The organism is Chitinivibrio alkaliphilus ACht1, assembly GCF_000474745.1.
Classification (GTDB): domain Bacteria; phylum Fibrobacterota; class Chitinivibrionia; order Chitinivibrionales; family Chitinivibrionaceae; genus Chitinivibrio; species Chitinivibrio alkaliphilus.
Genome location: NZ_ASJR01000011.1, coordinates 19,476 through 41,336 on the forward strand (window position 1 = coordinate 19,476; position 21,861 = coordinate 41,336).

Below are 21,861 nucleotides of genomic sequence, written 5' to 3' on the forward strand. Positions count from 1 at the left end.
GCAGGCTTACTCCTCAAAAAGAGCTTCTATGCGCTGAACATAGCCGTCATTGAGTGCTTCGCGTATGTTCTCAGCGGTGTAGCCAACATTCTGGTTTGCTCCATCAATAAAACTATTCCATGCATCAATATAGGTGTAGCCAATGTCGGAATATTCACGAATACGAGGTACGGTGGTAATGGAGTCGGTAATTTGAAATTGTAGCTGCTCAATGGAGGTTCGGTAGATATCCCCAACCCATCCCATATCATATGTCTCAGCAATGTTAAACAGAATATCGCGACGCACGGGGATCATGCCAAATTGCGCAGATTCATTTACATGCACGCCTCTATTGGTGATGAATTTGGCAAGTTGGTACCCCATGTCTGCATTGGGAGAGGAGGTTGGTACACCCCACCACCATCCACCGACCGTAATTCTCCGAGAACCCTCAAAGCGGGGTGTGCCATCTTCATTGAGGGTAAAGGAAACCCCCTTAGGTACAACGGCTACGCCCATATCACTTGGATCTTCAAGGAACGATTGCATTCCCGGGTCTTCTTCCCAGCCATGAATATTAAAACAGTCAATTTGTTGCATGTATGCCAGAAAGACGTTTCCGTCTTGAATGCCAGTATAAATATCGTTTCCTCTCCAGCGGTTATTCCATATTCCAGGGTTGTAGATACCCATATCGATAAACACTTTTTCCCATAGATAGGTTTCGTCAACGGCATCGCCACTCATAGAAATTATATCATCTCGTGTTGCCCCCAGTTGGTAGGCACGATCTACGAAAAAGAGCGCTGTACCCTCATACCGATCACCACGATGGGCAATTCGTCCAGTTCGGCGACCGTAATATTCCTCATTGGCCCAAATATACCCTACGGTAAACAGGTCGTAGAAGTCCCAGTCAGAAGGATCTTTTGAAAGTTCATATTCTCGTGGAAGCCCAAACCCATTTGCTTCCTGTAATACTGAGTCTATTTCAGCACGGTAGTCATCAAATTTAGAGTAGGCGTCTTCAACTTTGCTTTTCCGATAAAACAGGATGCGTGTTTCAAGTTTTCGGGGTATATAGTAGTAGTTTCCTTTTTGAGTCCCGAGCTCTTTGGCAAGGGGGTGGTAGACACGCATATCCTGTTCAAGGTAGGCGGGGTCTGTTTCGATATCGCTCAAACGATGAATATATCCTTCTTCAACAAGTTGTTGGGTGATTTCAAAGGGGGCCTTTACGAGAGATATTTCATTTCTATTTTGATCCAATTCAAGGATTCTTCGCAGGTCAGCAGCGTTTCGAAAGTCCGCGATATTTACTTTGACATTGTAGCGATCTTCAAAGCGGGGGACAATTTCATTTTCAAAAAACCGTTTTTGTGCATCCAACATGCGAATCAAGACGGTTATTTCCTCTTTCTCTTTTCGGGGCCCGCATCCGCTAAAAAGGGTAAAAAGCGAAAGTGCGAGAAGAGAAAGGATTACTGTTTTTCCATATTTCATCAAGGCCTCCAATACATAATATGATTTGCCAAGCAAGTAATATATAAATTATACCATGATGCGGGTTAAATTTCTTAGAAATCTTCCCTTTTCCGTTCCTCATGGATACTTTCCTTATCAAGTATCTTTTGCCCCATAAAACGAATAAAACTTTCAGCCATAGAGGGGGTGGATGTCATGGCTTTACGAAGATCACTGTACTCAATGACAAAGAGGGTGCAGTTGTCACGGGCTACAGCAGAGGCTCGTCGTATACCACGACTCAAAGCTCCTGCTTCTCCATAGGACTCACCAGTTGTTCGTGAGCTCATATGTTTGGAGTGTGGCTGTCCAACATTCTGGATAATATCTAGGGTGCCTTCGTAGATGAGAAAGAGATGTACCGCCTTGTCTCCCTGTCGGGAAACGATCTCCCCGGGCTTGCAATGAAGTAGACGTGCTTGTTCAGCAATATGTACCAGATCTTTTGCCAATACGTTTTTGAAGATAGCGATGGTTTTGAAAAAGATTATTTTTTCAACAATTTCAAGGGTTTCTCGTTTCAAATCACCCTCCTTTGTAGTTTCATCAAGGACCTTCTCTATTATGTAGAGGTTTTTATTTTCCATTTGTTTAAAAAACCGTTTTGCCTGTGCCGCTGTCGTTTCGGTGTACGAAAAATAGGTGTAGTGCCAGAGAAGCACCACCTTTTGGTGCCAGCGATTTGTTGTCTCAAAGAAGAGTTCTGTTCCGGCTGTAATATTAAAGAACCGTTGCCCTACTTCTGAGTAGGTTTTCCATGGGCTGTCTTCCAGAATTGGAATGAGAATATCTTTGAGGCTTGAGTTGGGTAACATTTCAATAAGCTCTACCAAGGAGGCGCGGTCATCACTATCGTAGAGAGAGAACTCTTGCCGGGCTTTGGTAAGAAATGAAGCTCCTTCAAGAATAACGAGGGTGTTGAACACCGTATGTCCTGCATCTAAAAGTTCTCCCCGAAGATACTCTTCCATGAGGTTCGTAACGGGTGATTTCTTGATGTGGGGAACCTTTGTACACGCAGTGTAATATACTGATGCTTTTAAATACGCTTTTTCACACTGAGCTTGTGCATAGGCACGAATACCATGGTAATGACTCCATTCATGGGGAGATATGCTTTGGTAGTATTTTGTACGCAGGGCTACCAAGGCTTCGATAATTTGTGGATTAATGGCTGCTTGGGGATATTCCTTGATAAAATTATTCAGAACAACCACTTTATCCCGAGGTAGTGTTCTCAGTTTTTTAATGATAATACGACGCTTCGTTGTTTCAAAGTATTGACAGAGATAGAGAAGGCGTTCCAGTTCCATGTCGTTTGCCTTTGTGAATATGGCATCCACAATATGGCTTACTTTTTCATTATCGAAATAACCGAGGTTGTTGAGAACTTCTTCAGAAATACCATGTTTACGTAGATGTAGCAACCCCATTATCCCGTATTGTCGCTCTTGAAAAGGGGTGTCGGGTTCTGAAATGAGCGAAGAAAAGTACGTTCGTGCCCAGCTTTTATCTACCACGCTATGAGTAGACAGGGCAAGAATGGCATAGTATTTATCCCGGGGGTTTTCCGTGAGAATAAAACGAGACCAAATGGTATCACGATAGTCATCAATGGGGATATCATTGTAAAATAGGGACAAGAGGAGTTGATTGTAAACTTCCGGTTTTGAAACCGTGAGATAATGAGATATTATCTGTGTTCGTGGTATGGTACTCAACTCTCCGCATGAACGGGCTATAATTTTCATGATGCCCAGGTCGGTCTCCTTTCGAGCTATTTGGACAACCAAGGCTTCAAGGTCCTTCTCGTCTGAGTGCAGAAGTATGTTGACAAGAAATCTCTTGATATCCCTTTCGTAGGAATCATAGTTAGTAAGAAGGGCCGTCATATCTTTAATTTCATGACTCGCAAGGTTTTGGGCGAGGGTTGAATAGAGATTATAATTCAGATTCGATTTCTGGTAAGTTGCCCCCGTCGTGAGGGTACGAATATACGTGTTCTGGATTTTTTTTCCAAAGTAGAACATGAGCCATCCGGAAAGAGAAACCGTGGAGATAATTAACCACGGTGAATCCTGATAGAGGATCAGCAGTATGGCGGAGCCTATAATTGCTGCCGGCTTTATAATTCCTTCAATCACTGTTTTAGATCGGCCACGTTTTTCCTTATCTATGGCGGCAAAAAACATTTGGTAAATGGGAGAGAAAAAGTTTTCAAAGAAGGTGTATCGGACTACCTGAAGAAAGAGGAGCAAAAAGAAGGGAATACCAAATTCGATTGTGCTCCCAGAAAAGGCCATAAACACAAGAAAAAGGGTGGCTCCAAGTGAGAGGGCTCGTGGCATGTATAAAAAGACACGGGTAAAGCCCCGTTCACTTACAATATCTGGAGTGATATGTCGAAGACTGGTTATGGTGATAAGACTATGAGCAATATAAAATGTGAATTGAAACCCCGCAAGATTAGTAGAGTCTTTATAGATAGAACTGGTAATAAACCAAAAAAGTAATCAAGCATAAATATGGCTATGTACGTAAAGAAATAAAGATATCCAATATTTTTTACCAAGGGCATGGTAAGAATCTCTTTGATATCTCCTATCAGTGATCGTGTGTTTTTACTTCTTCCCGAAATGGCTTCTATGGGGACAAGGTGTTGTCCGTAGATGGAATTGAATTTTGCGGTGTAAAGATAGGCAAGTATATAGAGAAATACCCAGAATAAAAGGATGAATTCAGGGGAAAATGGGATAAGAAGCAAGCGCGATGCAATGGCACCTGAAAGCCCCCCGATGAATCCCCACGCGGTTATCTCTGGAAAAGATAGTTTCGCCTCCATTGTATCGTTAACATCAACAGCTACTGTCCAGAATGTGAGAAAGAGAATGGTTTTTAAGAGATAAGAAAGCGGATAGAGTATGAGTAAAAATGCTGTGTAAAAGGTAAGGTCTGCGGCCGCACTTAGGGTGTAAAGGATAAAAAGGATGCTGACAATACCTATGGCAGCTCTCAGAGTCTTTTGCAGAAGATTTCCTCGATGTGAAGAGTCAATCTGTGAAAAGAAAAAAGTGGGCAGCAAAAACAGAAGTACACCGTTAATAAAATTAAGCTTTGAGAGTACTGAGACACCGACTTCAGAGACAATGAGGGAGGTAACCCCAGTTTCTCCAACAATGGTAGCGCCGAAGATAAAGTACAGGAGACGTGCAAGTTGCTGCTTCTTTCCTGGTTTGTCCATCCTAATTTGTTGCCTCTGTTAAAAAAAAGGACCGGAATACTCCGGTCCAATAATACATCAATTAAATAGGATATGCAAGGGTTCTTTAAAAATGAAATCCTGCACTGATGTGAGAAGAAATATGCCCGAGGTTGCCGCTAAAGATATTGCCAAAGGTATAGAAAATATCTTCAGCTATTACTGCATCAACATAGAGCCGGTCTTCAATATTCAAGCCAAGACCAAAGGAAATCGTTGGAGATTTTCCGTGCTGATCTTTTTCTGCAATGCCATTAAAATACTCACCCAAATCACCATCTTCATAGGTAACCTGTGATAAGAGCTGTTGTGCACCAACTCGCCAAACGAGCCAGTCAGTAAGCATGTTTCGCTCAATACCAATCATTACTTTACCCCCATACTCATTCCGTTTGCCGTAATGAATATGGTTATTGGTAGATGCGGTATCTACAACGGCACGGCTGTCATTTTCATAAAACCCTTCTAAGCCAGCCCAGAAGAAACCACGGTCAATTCTGCTGGAAATACCAAACCCTGCGTTAAAATCAGTAATACGCTCATCATCGTCGTAATTAATGACGTTAGCCTGAATATGAGGAACGAAGGTTTTGTAATCATCTAAGTAGGCAAAAAGGCGAGCATCAATCGAAAAGGAGATATCATTATACATGGTCGTCGATTCATTATGAAACCGAGAGTGCCCGTCGAGGGTAAGGGCTGCGATATTAAAAGACGCATCAAGGTCCACATTGGGAGAGACTTCGCCATATACCCCGAAGGCCCCTTTTGCTACGCGGGTCATTTTGTTTCTTCCAGCTCTATCGGTGGAATCTTGCATCGCAAGATAGCCCGATGCACCTAAGGCCCATCCGTTTTCCAATACATATGCCGCTTGCAAATCAATTTTTGCTTGTACATCGTCAAGAAATGATACACTTTCCCAGCGATCGTTTCGTGCATCCTTTGGAGTGCCCACAAATCGATCTGAACCGGGGAGCACGTAATCGAGGTATTGGTCATACCGATTAAAGGTTGCACCTAAGTAGAGACCGGTCATATCTTCACGTTGTGAGATATAGTAGGTCCCCCCAAAGTATGGTCGTAAAGGGTCTGTATTGGTAAATTCAGGGGCATCTTCATCAGTAGAGTATGCCTCTTCATTTGTGTAGACCCCAAGGTCTCCAAGAAGCATCCCATTATACCGAGTGATAAGAGCCGGATTTCGATAGATGGATATGTTGTCCATAATATAGAAATCTGTCCCACCCATGGTCTCAATACGGGCATTGCTTGCCAGTATTGGTGTTGCACAAAGAGCAAGGCTCAATAGCAGGCCAATTCTTGTTTTCATACACTTCTCCATTTATTGTGTAAAGACAAAGGGATAGGTAACACTTGTTACGTCACCGGGGATATCAATGGGGCCGAAATTCCACGATCTGATCCGCTCAACAACAAGTTCTTCAAACTCAGGATCATTCATGGTTGTGCTCTCTACACTACAGTGGAGAACATTTCCGTCTTCGTCGATAGCCCAAGAGACCTCAATCATCCCTTCAGCGTCGGGATTGCTGTTTAGGTGTCGGTTGTAGGCATACTGCAGTGAGGCCATATTATTACGCACAGTACGCATAATATTTGCACGGCTTCTTCCACCTTCCATTCCTCCAGAAGAGGCTCTTTGGGTTGGTTCAACCTGTTGCACTTCACGGCGACGAATCTCTGTCTGTTGGGTTCGTTGTCGTCCTGAAAGTCCAGATAGATCAACGTCACCAGATCCTCCACCAAAGCCTGACTGCGAACCGGATCCGCCAAACCCAATGCCTGATGCGGAAGCACGACCAGCGCCAGATCCACCGCCAGACTGTATGCCTTGGCTTCCGGATAAGAGGGCATCTACACCTTGGGCATGTCCGCCCTTAGCAAGTGGGTCGGCATTTGCAACTTCTTCACCAGTAATAGGGCCAGAAAGTCGTCCCAAAACACCACGTTTCATAACACGTTCACGTGGGTCTCCACCGCCTCCACCGGTTTGGGCTTCGGGGGTATCGTCGGGTTCGTCAGGTTTTAAGGTTTGCTTTTCCCGCTCAATTTGTTCTTGCTTTTCCGGTTCTTCCTCTTCCTCTTCTTCCATTACCATTGTTTCACCAAGGGTTACGCTCCTTGTTTCTTCCCGTGTTTGGAAGAAGTCACCGTCAGCACTGATAAACTTGTAGGTTCTGAAAAAGACACCGATCCAGAAAAAGAGAAGTAATACGAGAGGAAATACAACTTTTAAACGTTTTCCTTTTCCGTATAGAATATGTCGGCACGTTGGTTCATGGCCTTCACATACTCTTCTTTTGTGAGAAGCACTCCTTCTTCCTCTTCTTCATCTTCGTCGTCATAGCCCTGAGTTGTTTTTTGGGGCTGCTCAGAGGCATCTACATTATCAGAGGGTGTCGATGTTGCTGGTTGTGTAGCAGAAGGAGTTGAGAGATCTTTTACAACTGTCTCAGCCCCAAGGCTTTCAAACCTTGCGCGAAGCTCAGCAGCTTTTTCTTCACTGAAGTCCTTGCCAATAGAAATGCTCTTTGTTTCCAATGCTTTGCGTACTTGCTCAGCGGGAGCACCAGAGATTGCTGCTACTTCAGAAGAAACTCGCTCAAGGGTTTCCGGATCAGTAGTTCGTTTTAATATTACTTGAAAGGCCATATCAGTCCTCCCCTCGTGACATTACGGCAAATTTCATTCCCGTAAAGCCCGTGCGGGCGCATATTTGCATAATATTAGTAACAACACTCATATACATACTTTTGTCAACTTGTATAATAATTTGTCGCATACTCTGTTCGGTTATCTCGTTTAGTGCAAAGAGTTGCTCGTTGGCCTTCATATGCATAGAGAGACTGTCTTCCATGATCTGCAAAGCAACAGGTTTATCCTCGTCAGGTTCAGTGTCAAAATTAACAAAAACACTATCTGTTAAGGCAAGAATGTCTTCCGTTGCTACCAAATCCCGGTTATCCAAGAGGATACGACCAGGAGCTATGGTTAACTGAAGACGTACCTCATCGGGGGTATCCACGGCTATGGAGTTTGGAAGCGCCAAGTCATCCGATGCAGTAAGCATAGAGCCATCGGCAGAATAACTTTGCAGAAGAAAGAGAAGGATAATGGTGAACATATCCATCATTGATGTAATGTTTAAGCCAAGATCAACATCTGCTGCAGAGCCGCCTCTTCCTCTTTGTTTTGGCATATCGGTATTCCTTTCTCTAATTTGCTCTCAAACTGTTTAGGGAGAGGTTTACCAATCCCGCGTCTTGAGCAACATCCATTATTTGAACCACCTTGTCATAAAACACCTGTGGTTCTGAAGCGATAATCAAGCTGTTGCGGTCTTCCGCTTCTTCATTGCGAGCACGAACCTCAATAAACGCCTGCTTTAAAATGTCATAGGCAGAAACTGGCATTCGGCGATATTTTGAGAGATCTTCCACCTTAATTGTTCTTCGTGCTGAAATTGTATCCACAGGTACCATTTCGCCATCAACCTCTTCTTTGCGAACCTCCGTTCGACGGGTATACGGACTATGGTTTGTGGTAAACAGATAGACCTGATCCCCCTCATTCAACTCGTCCTCTTCTAAGGGAAAGAAGGGTCTTCTACTATTAAACGATTTCGATACATACTCTATCTTCTCCAGCCCCGTTTCTTCGTCGCGGTCAAAACGATACCACCCATACCACGGTTCACCTGTTTTTTCAAAGGTCTCTTCGTCTATGGCCAAGGCATTCAGTAGTATCTCATATCGCTCACTTCTGCGAAATTGTCCTCGCTCAGTTCGCATGAGAGAATCGGGATAGGTTTTATCATACTTATAATTACCATCCTCATCATACATAATCTCATGATGATACGGTATGGTATCCATGGCATTGGTGCCGTCTGAGATGTACACATGCTCTTCGCTGTAATGAATACTGGCGAGCATTGCACTCTGCGTCATTAATGTCATGGCTGTATCAGAAACCAATACCGTAAACAGCATAAGGTTTCGTTCTTCTTCCAAATCCCGTTCGGTCTGCTGTACCTCGGTGGAGGAACCGCGTTCCTCCGGGAGGTTAATATCAATTGTTGCAATTTGAGCAAATTGAGCAGAGGCAAGCAGCAAGGGTATCAGCACCACCATGAGGTTCATGAAAGGCTTAAAGTCGATATCCTCAACTTTGATTTCATTCGTTTTTATTTTATTTGCCATACAATATGTCCTCTACTAAGGGTAGGTTTTCCAGCTTACTGTTCAATAAGGTTAATCAGTTTTGCTGTTTTTTCATCAAGGTCCTCTACCACTTTTTTAGATCGTTGCGCAAGAAACCCTTGCACGACAATACCGGTAACACCGACAACAAGACCGAAGAGGGTTGTTGACATCGCAACGGCAATACCATCGGCAAGAGCCGTTGAACGTCGTGCCGCTGGAGCATTTGCCACCGCGTCAAAGGAGAGCATCAGACCATAAATTGTACCCATAAGACCAATCATGGTGGAAATATTCGCAAATACATTCAAAAGAGAGATAAACCGAGTAATCTTTGGAGTTTCTGAAAGAAAGACCTCGTCTACGGCTTTCTGCACAGCCTTTGTACCCTTGTCGCGTTCGGAGAGAATAGGAATAATTGCCTTTGCAATAGGTTTCTTGGCATATTTCTTTTGCTGTGCAAACTTAATTGCCTTATCAAAATCACCTTTTTTCAGAAATTTAGCAATACTTGCCATAAAGGTGTTTGTACCTCCAGCAACACCGTACAAGTAGATAACTCGCTCTACTGCAAGAGCTGCGATAATACCACCAACAATGAGAATAAGGATCATTGCCCAGGCACCATCTGCCCACTCTCCGGTTCTCTCATCGACAAAACCAGTTGCAATGTAGTCAAGAAATCCCTTTTGCATTCCGTCACTCATAAGTAAACCCCTTATAAAAAGTTAGTTATTGGTTGTCCTACTGTTCGTTAATACCGAGTATCTCTCGGTATTCACGTATTTTTTCTTCTTCTTCACGAAGCGCTCTTCGTGCATTTTCTTCAATTTCCATGAGGCGCTCAATTTTTTCTTCGATGGGCATCTCTGAATTTGCTATTCGGTCAATTGTCGCAAGTGCTTGCTTTCTTTCATCAGCAGTGCGACGTTTTATCGCTGCAATTCGAGCTTGCTGGGCCTCTTCAGACTCTCGGTACTCTTGAAGAATCTCATCAAGATCCACTTGTTTATACTCTGAAGTGATTTGTCCCATGGTTTCTATTTCAACCATTTCAATCTCTTTTTGAATACTGTCAATCCACTCATTATGTCCAATATGAAGGTTTATCGCTATATCAATAGTTTCTTCATAGTATGGTACAGAGGCTGCAATATACTGGAGATAATGGTCGTAGAGCTCGTCCATATATATCTGCTCTTCTTCTGCTGAAAGTCCTGCCGGCATGGGAGCATCACGATAGAGTATCCCCACCTCTTTTAAAAGAAGTGCCTTTCGGTATCCACTCTCAACAACCAGTTCTCGAGCCTTGGGGATGTACTCGCTTTCAATGCCCTCAGCCTCAGCGCGCTCAATAAGGACAGACAAGTTTTCTATGGCACGATCGTATAGTCCAGGACAAACCCCTTTCAAGGCTTGAGCTCGTCCAACGATCTGATCTTCCACATCTCCAAAGACTTTACGTTCTTCATACATTCGGGCATAGTCGTAATTAAGCTTTGCCAGTTGATACAGTGATTTTACAACCCACTCACGAATTTGCTGCTCCATGGAGAGGGTGTATGCTTCAACGGTTTTCTCGATAATTTCACGAACATCGTCAATCTTGCCTTGGACCTCTCGTTCATTGGCACCAGTACTAAGATCAAAGCGAAGAACCTGTTCGTGATTCAGCTGGCCGTACGTGTAATACGCCTCGGCACCAAGTTCCGGTGCGATGGCCGCTTCATCCTTGTATTCGTCGTAGATCCGCGTTGCGAGACGAACATTGAGTTCAGCATTGTCAAAGTCATCAAGCTCTACGTAGGCTCGGGTCGCATAAATGAGGGCCTGAATTTGATTTGGTCGATGTCGTGAAAAGTTTTTCGCAAACTCTGCAAAGGCATCGGCCATGCGGCGTTGATCTCCCATTGCTTTATAGCAATACCCAATGGAAAAGGCACCATCGAGCCCTTCATCGGTCTCAGGGAATTCCTCTGCGAGAATCGTATATACTTCAATGGCACGTTCATAATTTTCTGCCCGATTTTCAAAAAAGTCACCAGCGCGATACAATGCGGCAGGCGTCTTTTCGTGCAGAGGATACTTGTTGTAGATTTCAACCATAACCTCACCGGCTCTATTGGGGGCTTGTGCGGTGTCATAGTAGTCCGCTGCAGTTGAGAAAAACGCGAGAGCCATTGCTGTATCACCAATGTTTTCAGCTGCTTCAATAGATATTTTTGCTGCCTCTTCGTATTTCTCGAGGTAGGCAAAGTTGATAGCAGCACGTCCATAAGCGTTTCGGCGCAATTCAACTTCTGCTTCTGGAAAACGATGGGGTAACTCTGAGAAAACAACTGCGGCACTGTCGTGCTGCTCAATTTCTTGAAACACGAGGCCCGCTTCAAACCATGCTTGTTTTCGGTGTTCACTCTCAGGGTAGAGCTCATCGATGCTTCGGAATGTTTCCGTTGCTTCTTGATACGCCCCTTGGTTTTTCTGATAGTTTGCCTTATTGAAAAGGGTTCCCGATGCCAAGGCGATAAGGCTTTCTCGTTCAGCCCCCTCTTGAATTAGAATATCATAATGATGTACTGCCTTGTCAAACTGACGATCTGCCGCGAAGGCATCAGCAAGAAGTTTTCTGGCGTCCCAAATAATATCTTCATCGTCATACGATGCAAGGAGGGTTTTGCAATCTTTAATAGCCCCAGCATAGTCCTTACCGTCAAATTGAACACTTGCAGCAAGAAGAAGTACCTCTGCAGCATCTTCGGAATCGCTAAATCTCCTTTGGTACGAGTGGATGTACTCAATAAACTCGCGCGTTGAAGCAAGGTCATAGGATTCTTCTTCGCTGAGGCCGCGCTCTTTCATCTCTTGCTTGCGAAGCTCATTTAAACTAGCGATGGCGTTATAGCCAGCCTCTTCTTGAGATATCTGCTCAACACTTTGCTCTTGTTCTCGTCTCAGCTCTTCAATCATTTCTTCACTCATGCCAACGGTATCACCCATGTCCGGGGTATAGTCGGCATATTCTGAGAGATCGGCCTGCGCAACAAAGTCGTAGTATTCTGCAGCTTTTCTATGTTCTCCAAGGACACTGTAGATATCACCTGCATAGTAGTGGTATTGATATACTCGCCACTCATCCTCGTCAAAATCAGAAATGAATCGATTATACATGGCAAGGGCTTGTTGATACTTCTCCACTCCTTCAGGGCTTGGTTCTCCCGTGTCGGTCGTGTCTTTCTGAGCCTCTGAGTGATAGTAGAGAGCTGTTGATGAAATGGCATCCTTGACATGCTCTTCTGCTTGTGCCAAGGCGATTGCATTATCACGGTTGTTCGCCGCCCATGATCCATCACGGTGGTATCTTTCAATAAGCTCTTCCCGTGCAGCGTTTGCCTCTTCATATCGTCGGTTAATAATGTGGGCATTCATAATGCGCATTTGGGCCTTGGGGGCTCGTTCAAAATGAGGAAAACGTTCCATGGCTGTACTGAGGGCAAGTATTGCTTGGTCATACTGTCCATGTTCAAAGTTTTTAAAACCAACTTCGTAGATTACCGTGTCTTCATAGGTTCTTTGGCCAACACGGTCAAAGTAGTCAAGGGCATGTTGAGCCCCTTCTTCTGGAAGATCTGAAAAGGCAAGGGAGATATAGTCAAGGGCATTACGACGAAGGTCTCCTCGAGGAAATATGTCGCGATCTACATTGTCCACATACTGCGCAAACATTTCCGCAGAACGAAGAAGGTCTCCAATGTTATAGTAGATCTCGGACTTTCGATAATGGGCAAGTTCACGGTTGATGGCTGTGAGCTGCGACATGTCGATCTCCTTCAGATGACGAAGGGCGTCACGGTGTCGAAACTCATCAAAATGCATTTGAGCAATTCTAAAGTGTGCATTGTTCACCAAACGGTGGTCTGGAGCATGCTCTATGAGATCTTTGTAGGCCTGCATTGAAGAATCTACTTCACCACGCAGGTTATAGATACCCCCAATTTGGAAATAGGCGTTTGCCAGCTGATTTGATTCCGGATATTCTTCTACGGCTTGCTGATATGTGCGCAGAGCTTGTGTGTAGTCAGGGCGAGGAGCTGTTGGTCGGTCTCCTACGGGGTTTCTGTTCCATTCAGCAAACGCTTCCTCATAGCGGTTTTGGGCTTGCACAAATTCATTTCGTGCTCGTTGGTAATAGAGCCGTCCCAAGGAGTATATGGCTTCGGCACAGATGTTCCTTTGAAAACCCGTTGCATCTTCGCACCCATCAAGGGTTCGTTCATATCGTCGTATGGATTCATTAATGCTTTGAGCGGAGCGTTCATCATCGCTTCGGTCACGGCTACTTTCTCTGGTCTCGATACGTTCACGTTCTTCCCGGAGCTGTCTGAGCCGTTCCCGTATCTCTTCGGCCGATTCGGCAGAGCTTGTAGCGGGGAAGATAAATCCGAATGAAATAAGTGCAATAAGCAGATATGTACAATTCCTCATGGTAACCATTGACTCCTTGCCGTTATCAAATTGTAAGCTACACCAGTTAAACATCTAATTTAAATTAAATCAAATCTTTTTGCTTATTTTTTATTCTTTTTGTCTAATTTTCATATGAGGGTCTCCGCGACTATGGCATGGGGGAACAATTCCGCTACGTTGTGGGCGTGGGCCCTGTTTTGGGCGATCCCAACCACGGTAGAACCAGAGCCGCTTAAAAAAGATGCACAGCATCCCGCCTCACGTAAGGCCGTTGTAATTTGGCTGATACGGGGCTCTTTTTGTATGATGCACTTTTGAAAATCATTGTGAAACAATGGTGCCATCTCACGGTATTCGTTTCTTTCCAGGGCTTTGATAAGTGCCTCAGTGTTTTTTATCTCTTTTCCGCATAGTGGGTAGATGAGTTCTTTGTAGGCGCGAGCCGTTGCTATGCCAAAGGGAGGAATTACCAGTACAAAGGAGAAGGTGCATTCTGTGGGAATTGCCGTGAGGGTTCCTGTTGTTTCGCTGTCGAAGGCCGTTTTTCCCAGAAAATAATAGGGGATATCCATTCCAAAGGCTCCTCCTATGGCCATTTTCTCGGCAGGTGAAAGGGACAGTTCCCATGCTGTATTCAAAAGGTTGATCATGGTTGCTGCGTTGGCACTGCCGCCGGCAAGGCCTCCCTGTACCGGAATGTTTTTCTCTAGCTCGATGTGGTATTCCTGTGGGTGTTTATACCGGTCTTGCATGAAGCGTAAGACTGCTATACACAGGTTTGTCTCGTCACAGGGAACGCGGGAGTCGGTACAGGTAAGCCGTGTTTCTTCAGCTGGAGTGAGGGTAATTGTGTCAGCAAGATCAATCTGGTGCTTCACAATGCCCATTTCATGATATCCCGCCAGCGGTCCATGAGTAATTTTTCCGATAATGTCGAGAGCAAGGGTTATGCGAGTGTATGATTTTTCCTGTACTGCAGAGTTATTCGGCATACTCTATCCATTTCCATATTTTAAGATTGTTTTGTTCGTCTCGTCGGAGTAGGAAGTATTGTCCCTGTATGGTAAAGGTGTGTCTTCCATCTCCAAGTTGTGGAGCCTCCAGGGCTATTTCTGCACGCCCCGTTTGCACTACGATGTAGGCGTAGTCATCTTCGGCTGAAAGTGGGCTTCCAGTGTGGGAAAAATACTCCACGGATTCGATAAACATGGAGCGGGTAAAAGAAAGGTGTTCTGCACGGTTAAATAGATTATCGTGTATCCGTCGTTCATCCCTAAACTCCAGCGGGATAAACTGTATATCCGGTGGTACTGTTTCATCAAAGACAATGCTGTCGGGAAGTCGTTCAGCCCCGTAGGGGAAATCAAGTCCTGAAGTGGGAGGGACATATATGTAGGAAGATAAGTCGAGAGTGTCATACATAAGCGTGGTGAAAAGGGTGATGTTTCGTTGCTCGTATGACTCCTGTAGCAGGGTTATTACCTCTTCTGGTGTGGTGCTTTCGAGGTTTCCCTGCGGGGTGTTCTGTGACGGAAAAAAAGGGTTGAAGCATGCCGTAAACATGCCAGCACTAATAGCCAGGGCTAAAAAAAGATGTCTCCTTTGTTGCGTCATGTTCCAGGCTTTCCCATCGTGTGATTTTCCATCGTTGTGAATCTCCGTATGTTAAATATATAAGGATCTTTTCCTGAAGAGTGTCTTCGGGCAAGAAAATTGTAGATTTTCGCACGGGGAGTTCGTGCTCTGCTCCATCCTTGGGAAAAAACTCGGCGGAATCTCCCTGCCATTCAACACGAGGGGTGTGGCTTGTTTCGATGTCAATAAGGCGTTCTATGAATTCATCCCGATTCCATGTGTTTTCCCGTGCGTCGGTAAAACGAAAGCTCTGTGAGAAAAATGTGCCGTACTCAGCGGACGGTTCGAAGTTGATGTCCACGGTGCTTTGTATTATCGTCATAAAGTTAAGCGGGTCTGATATGTCGCCCTCCGGTTCTGGTGCTGATTCCGGTGAAAACAGAGCACAAGAAGAAAAAACAAGCGCAAAGAGTACAGTTTTCATAAGGTCCTCCGGAGTGAAAGAGCAATATCCCATCTGCCGGTGGTGCGTGACCGTGACAGATCAAGATCATATCGTAGATGTCCTGATAAAAAATGAGTGTCTGACAGGAGTATTTCGCCCTTGAGCTGGGGAGTAATAAAAAGGTATGATTGGGTTTGTGTATAGGAAGACACATAGTCCCATTCGTAAAAGGTGCTGTGCCGCAGGCGTAGGCCCCCCGTAAGGTTTCGTGTTTCTGCATCTCCTATGGAAGCGCCACCATAGAGCACTCCTTCTCGATTCTTTCGTGTTACCTCATAGGCATTATCGGAGATGTCGCCGTTGTCGTAGTAGTATAAGCCTCCTTCCCCATGGAGAGACACCGCTGGGTTGGGAAGTTCTTGCGTGGCGCGGGAGGTTACATAAAAGTGACGACGATGCGTTGAGTCTGCATGGATAAAAAAGCGTGGCTCAACCCTCGCGCCAAGGTCGCTTTCTACTTCCAAGGTGCTACGAAGCTGTTTCGTTGCACGAATACCACCGAAAATTTGTCGTCGAATATAGCTGTTGTGGCTTTGCTGTGGCGAGAGGTAATTGCTTGTTTCCCGGAGGCTGTGCAGGCGGGTAGTGAGGGAAAGGCGCGGAGAGATTTCTTTTTCAAATCGCCCCTCATGAGAAAGAAACTGTTTGTCATAATCAAGGTTATATTGGCGACCATTTACTTCTTTGGGATAGGTACGGCGTTCTCGTTGTATGCTAAAGGAGTAATGTACGTCCATGGGAAGTCCTGTGTACACAAGGCTGTTTTTAAATAGAGGAGAAAAGAGTTCTGCATCTCGAATGGTAAATCTTGGGCGAAGTTCTTCATAGGTGTCTCGCTCTTTTTCATACTCGCGGTACAGATACGTAATGTCACCCACGGCAAGGGTGAGCTCGGCGCTTCCGTCTATGTGGGCATTATCGCCAATGGTATAGGGAAGATCTATGTGGGGGGAGAAATCACGTCGTCTTCGGCTTGCGCGACGATCTTCATGAGGAAAGTGGTATGAATCGTGGCGGTAGTGGATATGGACATCAGGGGTTCCAATAATTGCCCTGTTTCCTTCCCCAAGTCCTGTAAGTGTACCGCTTACATTGAGAGTGTTGTCTACGCGGAGCGGGGCACTGCTGAGATTTTCCGAGTAGCCGTATATGTTTCCCATGCGTCCATGTACTAAGGTGTCCGATGCAGAGATATGGAGAGAGTCAGCAAGAACCAGTCCTTCTCGGTGCCATGCCATGTGTGCGTTGCCACTGGTGACACGGGTGTTCACATCGCTGCCCATGTAGCGTCCGGACATGCTTCCCGATGCATAGAGTGAGTGGTTCGGAAACAGGGGGGTCTCTCTGTCGCCCGCAGAAAGTGAGAAATATACACCATCATCATAGGTGGCGCTGTCGAGAGGGGTGGCAGACCATGGGGTTTCAAGGGCGGTCGTCCAGATGTCAAAGGTGTATCCCCCTGATGCAACAAGGGGGGTAGAAAACAGCGTTGTTTGTACAACGGGGCCTATGGACAGGGAGGCAACACCGTAGCCGGCCTCAGATTGTGGTTGTTGCAAGTAAAAAGCGGGAGACAGCTCTATTCCCGGGTGAATAGTAGATGAGTTTACATGGAGCAACTTACTGTTCATCCCAAGATGTTGTCGTTGAGAACCTCTGCTTTGATCGTAGAGAAGCTGGTACTCTGTAGTATGTGAAAGGGTAAAGGGAGCAATGGTCGTGGTATAGCTATGGGATCCGTCCACGCTGAAATTGTCGTGGTAATAGTATGATTCTACAGAGTAATTATGCGCGGCGTACAGCTGCATGCTCAGCAGGGCAACGCAGATCCTTACGAGTAAAGTGTTTGGTATAATTCGAGCCACTGGGGCACCTCTAATTCTTCGGCACGGACATTCTCATTAATTTGGCATGTGCGAAGGGCTTCACGTACTTCTTCTTTGCTTTTTATGTGGGTGGATAAAGGGGTAAGAAGTTTTTTTCGTCGCATGGAAAAGCCCCGAGATACAAAATTGAAAAAAAGCGGGAGCTCTTCAGGCGCCAAGGGGCCACTTGTATCAGGGGTAAGATGAATTTGAAACACGGCTGAGGTTACTTTCGGGGGCGGAAAAAAGGCTCCAGGAGGAACGGTGAACAGTTGGCGCGGTTCGCCGAAATAGCCGCATAGAATTGTAAGAAAGCTTCTGTTTTTACCGCCACCCTTGTGACAGATTCGTTGTGCCACCTCTCGTTGTACCATACAGGTTAGGCTGCGCAGATGAGTCCCTGTGAGCAGAGCTTGTTTTATTATGTGAGAGGCAACGTTGTAGGGGAGGTTTCCCACAAGATGAAAGGGGGTTGTGATTGTGCTGTAGTCGTAGGCAGCAGCATCCCCCTGTATAATCGTGCAGGGTCGCCCATGGATTGTGCTTTCAAGATGCGGAATAATAGTTTTGTCAAGCTCTATCATTGTAAGAGGAGCATCATATGAAAGAAGTTCTGTGCTTAAGGCACCTGTCCCGGGGCCGATCTCCCAGATCTCGTCGCCCTGCTCTATGGGAAGTGATGCGGCAATCTTTTCCACATAATGATGGGTTGTGAGAAAGTTTTGTCCAAAGTTACGATTTGGCTTATGCGACGGCACCCCTACTCCTTTTCGTTGAATATATAATAAGCAACAACTATTCACGGCATTAGAGGAGAAAAAAAGAAGGAGTAGCGTACGCTACTCCTTCAGATAGAGAATACTGTGCAATCTTAGCGAACAAAAGCTCTCTGAGTAAGAGATTGGCTATTGTTTACACCGCGTACATTTATCATATATACGCCGCGTGCAAGATTGTTCAGTTCTATATTGTTTACACCTTGCGAAAGCTCTGTAGAAGAGAGAGATGTTACAATACGACCACTGGCAGTTGCAACACTCACGTCATACTTACCGCTTTGGGCAACATTCAGAGAAAGAGCGTTGTTATTCAGTGTATTTACTGCAAGGTCACTGATGCTTGTTGTACGCTCTGTATCAATAATAGATACGGTTCCTTGTTCTATGCCTTCGCCATATAGAGTAAGGTTGGCTATGCTAAACTCTACGTCGTATGGCTCTGAGCGAGTACTCCAGCTTCCGTCACTTGCATTTTCGGGAGCAAGGGGTTTGATCTCAATGCCGGTGATCGTGCTTGGATCAATCGCGTCACGTCCATACTGCATGGATCCAGCAAACTCAGGATCATCTTCAACATATTGGTCATAGTCGAACGCCCACAGTGGGATGTGTCCGGAAGATACCATTTCGGAGGTGTTTGCGTTGGCAAGGATTACCTGTCTATCCGCATCTCCTTCAATGTTCAAGCGAATTGCCAGAGCAGAGGTCGACTTGTAGTCAAGGGAGATGTAGTTGAGGTCTTCAACACTTAGGTTATAAGCGTTAAAGGTGGCCCATGGAGATTGTGTTCCGCTTTCAGCATCAATGGTAACACTTCCGCTAAAGTCACCCTTGAAGCTTCCTGCAGAGGCACTGGAGTTTAGTTCAGGATTGCTAATAAAGACAAACTCAATATCATCTCCAGATACCGCAGGAAGTGGATCTGGCGCTTGGCTTGCCATGGATTCAAGCTCGTGTACCAAGTCTGTGGCAGTTACAAACTCAACACCTTGCCCTTGTGCCCATGTAACAAACTGCTCAGCTGCAGATATCCGTGTTTCCCATGTATTCCAGTTGTTGGTAACCACAAGACCATACCCGGGAGCGTTGAAGTCAGACAAAAGAGTGGCATTGTCGTAGATGGGAGTATGATAATCCGTATGCATACCAAAATGAAAGGGCGAACGGTTACCGTCGAGTCGCTGTTCCATGGTGTGTTGCATACTTTCAAGCCACGTGCTTTCTTCCATACCCCACATGATCCATGTGTTAAAGTCATACGCGGTAATTTTACCGTTGTTTTGTACCCAATGCACACTGTCAGAAGAAGAGGGGCGGTCACCATCGGGAGCACCATCAAGAATTGCTGCATGGTTTGCCCATACTTGCTCACGAATACCTTCTGGAACTATAACCGCATTTGTGTGAAGGTTCCATAATCCTGATCCAGTAGGTAGGGAGTCAACAGTTCTTCGACCACCGCGACTATACTGTGTCCAAGAGTTCACAATGCCGTTATCTACAGTGTATGGCCACAGAAAGTTTGTTCCATCACGGTGATATTCATACCCTTCTTCGCTTCCACCATCCCAGAGATAGCCGAGATCTGCAAGGGCGAAGAATTGGGCAGAGTTAATTTCAAGACGGGGAGCACGGAAGCCGCGTACGCCGTTTGCGGGAACGTTACCTTCATTTACCAATACGTCTTCACCAAGTTGGATTAGTCCACGCCACGCTTCTTCGCTGATATAGCGGCCAGCATAGACGCCCCACCCCATTTGAGTGCCGGATGATCCGGAGTTCATACCAAATTGTTGAGTAAGATCAATGGTCTCACCCCAGGGCATTTCCTGTACTTCTTGGTTGTTAAAGCCGTCACCACCCCAAGCGGAAAACCCGTCAGTACGAGATTCCCCACGAATGGAGTTGTTGTAAGGGTTATTTCCCCGCTGGTAGGGCAGTGGAGAGTTTGCTTCCAAGTGGTCCACGGTGTGGTTTCCAATTTCGTGCCCATTCTGAAGAGCACGTTGCGTCACATCGCGAATTGTATTGGGCTGGATTGATTCTCCATCAACAAGGATTTCATGTTCTCGCCCCCACGAAACAGCGATTTTGTTGTGGTCGAGGTTGTCGGCAGCAGGAGGCTCAAAATACCCCCAGTCAGATTCATAGTTCATCCATGCTTCACCTTGCGGTGCGCCGTTTGCAAAAATATCAATGTACAACCCGGAAATCATATTAAATGTGGCAGGGGCTCCCAGACCGTCAATTGCCCACGCCATTCCCATATCACCTTCTTGGATTTCGAGGGGGTTGTCGTCTGAGTCCCATGGAGTAAATGTTACGCCCCCTACACGGCCCATTTCTTCCCATTGTGCGTTGGGCTGGCCTTCGTAGACAGTTCCGTCCAAGCCGGAGTACGCGTTGTCGTCAAATACCAGAATCGCATATTGCTGAACCTGGTCAGCGGGTAACCCCGCTGGGTTTACTGGTGATGGAAAAACGTTGACCGCTGCATTGGCAGACCCGAGGGCCGCACATAAAGCTGCAGCTGAAAGTATTCGTTTCATCATAAAGCCTCCTAAAAACTTTATCGAAATTTAGAATTTCTTCTCACTGAATAATATACCAAAAAAAAAGAATAATGCAGTTATTTGTTCTTTGGGAGAATATACGTGCTCAGTCTTTGTAGGAATAGCAATCTTTTCTCTAGGTAAGGTCAATTTATATGGGGGGTAACGAGGGTAAATGCACATTTTTGTTGAAGAAAATGTTAAATGTTCCTTTTTGTGGGTGTTGTTTCTTGGGGTGGTGTAACGTGTGCGTGAGAGCCCCCTTTTTCGAGGGCTGCTTTGAAAAATGCAGTGTTTATTTTGTGGTAATGCAAATATCTTTACAGAGAACTGTTTGGCCTGGGTATATTTTTTTTCTGCGTCGCTGTTCTACGGAACCGTCCACAAGGACCAGCCCCCCTTGAATAAGTGTTTTGGCTGCTCCACCGCTCTCGCAGAGGTTACACGCTTTTAAGAGCTGACAGAGTTCAATCCACTCGCCTTCTATTGTAAAATTCATCGCTTCTCCACACAGATAAGGGTTCGTTTTCCAAGTGCTGGGGTACTGATGTCGTATGTTTTGTGGTGTTGAAAAAGGTCGCGGTCATCAAGAAGGGCTGCTTTGTAGAGGCAAAGGGTTCCACCTTTCTTCAGAATGCGCAACAAAGGGTGGACGAACTGTGGCGTTATCTTCACTGATCTGCACGTGATCATATCAAAGGTTTCCGTAAAAGAAGCAGGAATATCCTCGATTCGCGTGTGAATTGTATCCACATTCTTCAGAAGGAGTGTATTGGCGATACGCTCAATGGCGGCAAGCTTTTTTTTCCGGCAGTCAAGTAGGGTAAATCGAGCAGTTGGAAAAAGAATGGCGAGGGGAAGCCCGGGAAGTCCACCGCCAGTACCAAAGTCCAGTATGTTTTTGTTTGAAAAATCAACGTGTTGAATGGGGAGTGTCGAGTCTAAATAATGGCGGGTCCAATACTCTTGCTCAGGGGTTTTACGAGAGATAAGGTTCACTCCTTCATTCTCACGTAGCAAACAGGCGTGGAGTAGATTAAATTTCTCTATAAGGGAATCTTTCCTTTGAGGAAATTCTTTTTGTAAAAACGCTGTGAATATATCTATATTTCCCATGGTGTCGTCCGCCT

General features: G+C 45.5%; 18 protein-coding genes. All 18 read right to left on the reverse strand.

What is annotated here, in order from left to right; all coding sequences use genetic code 11:
• Positions 1-6: 6 nt before the first annotated feature.
• On the reverse strand, positions 7-1,485 hold the full coding sequence (locus CALK_RS06635; RefSeq protein ID WP_022636902.1) for an ABC transporter substrate-binding protein: 1,479 nt from the start codon (positions 1,483-1,485) through the stop codon (positions 7-9).
• Between the two features lie 74 nt (positions 1,486-1,559).
• Positions 1,560-3,854: a cyclic nucleotide-binding domain-containing protein gene (locus CALK_RS06640; protein WP_022636903.1), complete on the reverse strand. Its 2,295-nt coding sequence runs from the start codon at positions 3,852-3,854 to the stop codon at positions 1,560-1,562.
• A gap of 65 nt (positions 3,855-3,919) precedes the next feature.
• Positions 3,920-4,747, reverse strand: a complete 828-nt coding sequence (locus CALK_RS06645) for a hypothetical protein (protein WP_022636904.1) — start codon at positions 4,745-4,747, stop codon at positions 3,920-3,922.
• A gap of 85 nt (positions 4,748-4,832) precedes the next feature.
• The gene (locus CALK_RS06650) at positions 4,833-6,098 is read right to left on the reverse strand and encodes a hypothetical protein (RefSeq protein ID WP_022636905.1); all 1,266 of its coding nucleotides are present in this window, start codon (positions 6,096-6,098) and stop codon (positions 4,833-4,835) included.
• Between the two features lie 12 nt (positions 6,099-6,110).
• Positions 6,111-6,887 carry an AgmX/PglI C-terminal domain-containing protein gene (locus CALK_RS06655; protein ID WP_022636906.1) on the reverse strand — a complete coding sequence of 259 codons (777 nt, stop codon included), beginning with the start codon at positions 6,885-6,887 and terminating at the stop codon, positions 6,111-6,113.
• Positions 6,888-7,021: 134 nt separating this feature from the next.
• Positions 7,022-7,441, reverse strand: coding sequence for a hypothetical protein (locus CALK_RS06660; protein WP_022636907.1), 420 nt, complete (start codon positions 7,439-7,441; stop codon positions 7,022-7,024).
• A 1-nt stretch (position 7,442) separates the two neighbouring features.
• Positions 7,443-7,988, reverse strand: a complete 546-nt coding sequence (locus CALK_RS12170; protein WP_022636908.1) for an ExbD/TolR family protein — start codon at positions 7,986-7,988, stop codon at positions 7,443-7,445.
• Between the two features lie 16 nt (positions 7,989-8,004).
• Positions 8,005-8,991 (reverse strand): ExbD/TolR family protein, encoded by a 987-nt coding sequence (locus CALK_RS06670; protein ID WP_022636909.1) that lies wholly within the window; start codon positions 8,989-8,991, stop codon positions 8,005-8,007.
• Positions 8,992-9,026: 35 nt separating this feature from the next.
• Positions 9,027-9,698, reverse strand: a complete 672-nt coding sequence (locus CALK_RS06675) for a MotA/TolQ/ExbB proton channel family protein (protein WP_022636910.1) — start codon at positions 9,696-9,698, stop codon at positions 9,027-9,029.
• Positions 9,699-9,735: 37 nt separating this feature from the next.
• Positions 9,736-13,473, reverse strand: a complete 3,738-nt coding sequence (locus CALK_RS06680; protein WP_162146710.1) for a tetratricopeptide repeat protein — start codon at positions 13,471-13,473, stop codon at positions 9,736-9,738.
• A 110-nt stretch (positions 13,474-13,583) separates the two neighbouring features.
• Positions 13,584-14,447: a 4-(cytidine 5'-diphospho)-2-C-methyl-D-erythritol kinase gene (ispE, locus tag CALK_RS06685; protein ID WP_022636912.1), complete on the reverse strand. Its 864-nt coding sequence runs from the start codon at positions 14,445-14,447 to the stop codon at positions 13,584-13,586.
• On the reverse strand, positions 14,437-15,069 hold the full coding sequence (locus CALK_RS06690; RefSeq protein ID WP_155851815.1) for a hypothetical protein: 633 nt from the start codon (positions 15,067-15,069) through the stop codon (positions 14,437-14,439). The genes ispE and CALK_RS06690 overlap by 11 nt, the downstream gene beginning before the upstream one ends.
• Positions 15,026-15,514 (reverse strand): hypothetical protein, encoded by a 489-nt coding sequence (locus CALK_RS06695; RefSeq protein WP_022636914.1) that lies wholly within the window; start codon positions 15,512-15,514, stop codon positions 15,026-15,028. The genes CALK_RS06690 and CALK_RS06695 overlap by 44 nt, the downstream gene beginning before the upstream one ends.
• A complete protein-coding gene (locus CALK_RS06700) occupies positions 15,511-17,400 on the reverse strand; it encodes a hypothetical protein (protein WP_155851816.1) in 1,890 nt (629 codons plus the stop codon). Before CALK_RS06700 ends, CALK_RS06695 begins: the two co-directional genes overlap by 4 nt.
• Positions 17,367-18,158 (reverse strand): 16S rRNA (adenine(1518)-N(6)/adenine(1519)-N(6))-dimethyltransferase RsmA, encoded by a 792-nt coding sequence (gene rsmA / locus CALK_RS06705; protein WP_022636916.1) that lies wholly within the window; start codon positions 18,156-18,158, stop codon positions 17,367-17,369. The genes CALK_RS06700 and rsmA overlap by 34 nt, the downstream gene beginning before the upstream one ends.
• A gap of 113 nt (positions 18,159-18,271) precedes the next feature.
• Positions 18,272-20,731, reverse strand: coding sequence for a polysaccharide deacetylase (locus tag CALK_RS06710; protein WP_022636917.1), 2,460 nt, complete (start codon positions 20,729-20,731; stop codon positions 18,272-18,274).
• Positions 20,732-21,026: 295 nt separating this feature from the next.
• On the reverse strand, positions 21,027-21,230 hold the full coding sequence (locus CALK_RS06715; protein WP_022636918.1) for an RNA-binding S4 domain-containing protein: 204 nt from the start codon (positions 21,228-21,230) through the stop codon (positions 21,027-21,029).
• Positions 21,227-21,847, reverse strand: coding sequence for a 16S rRNA (guanine(527)-N(7))-methyltransferase RsmG (gene rsmG, locus CALK_RS06720; protein ID WP_022636919.1), 621 nt, complete (start codon positions 21,845-21,847; stop codon positions 21,227-21,229). Before rsmG ends, CALK_RS06715 begins: the two co-directional genes overlap by 4 nt.
• Positions 21,848-21,861: the final 14 nt, after the last annotated feature.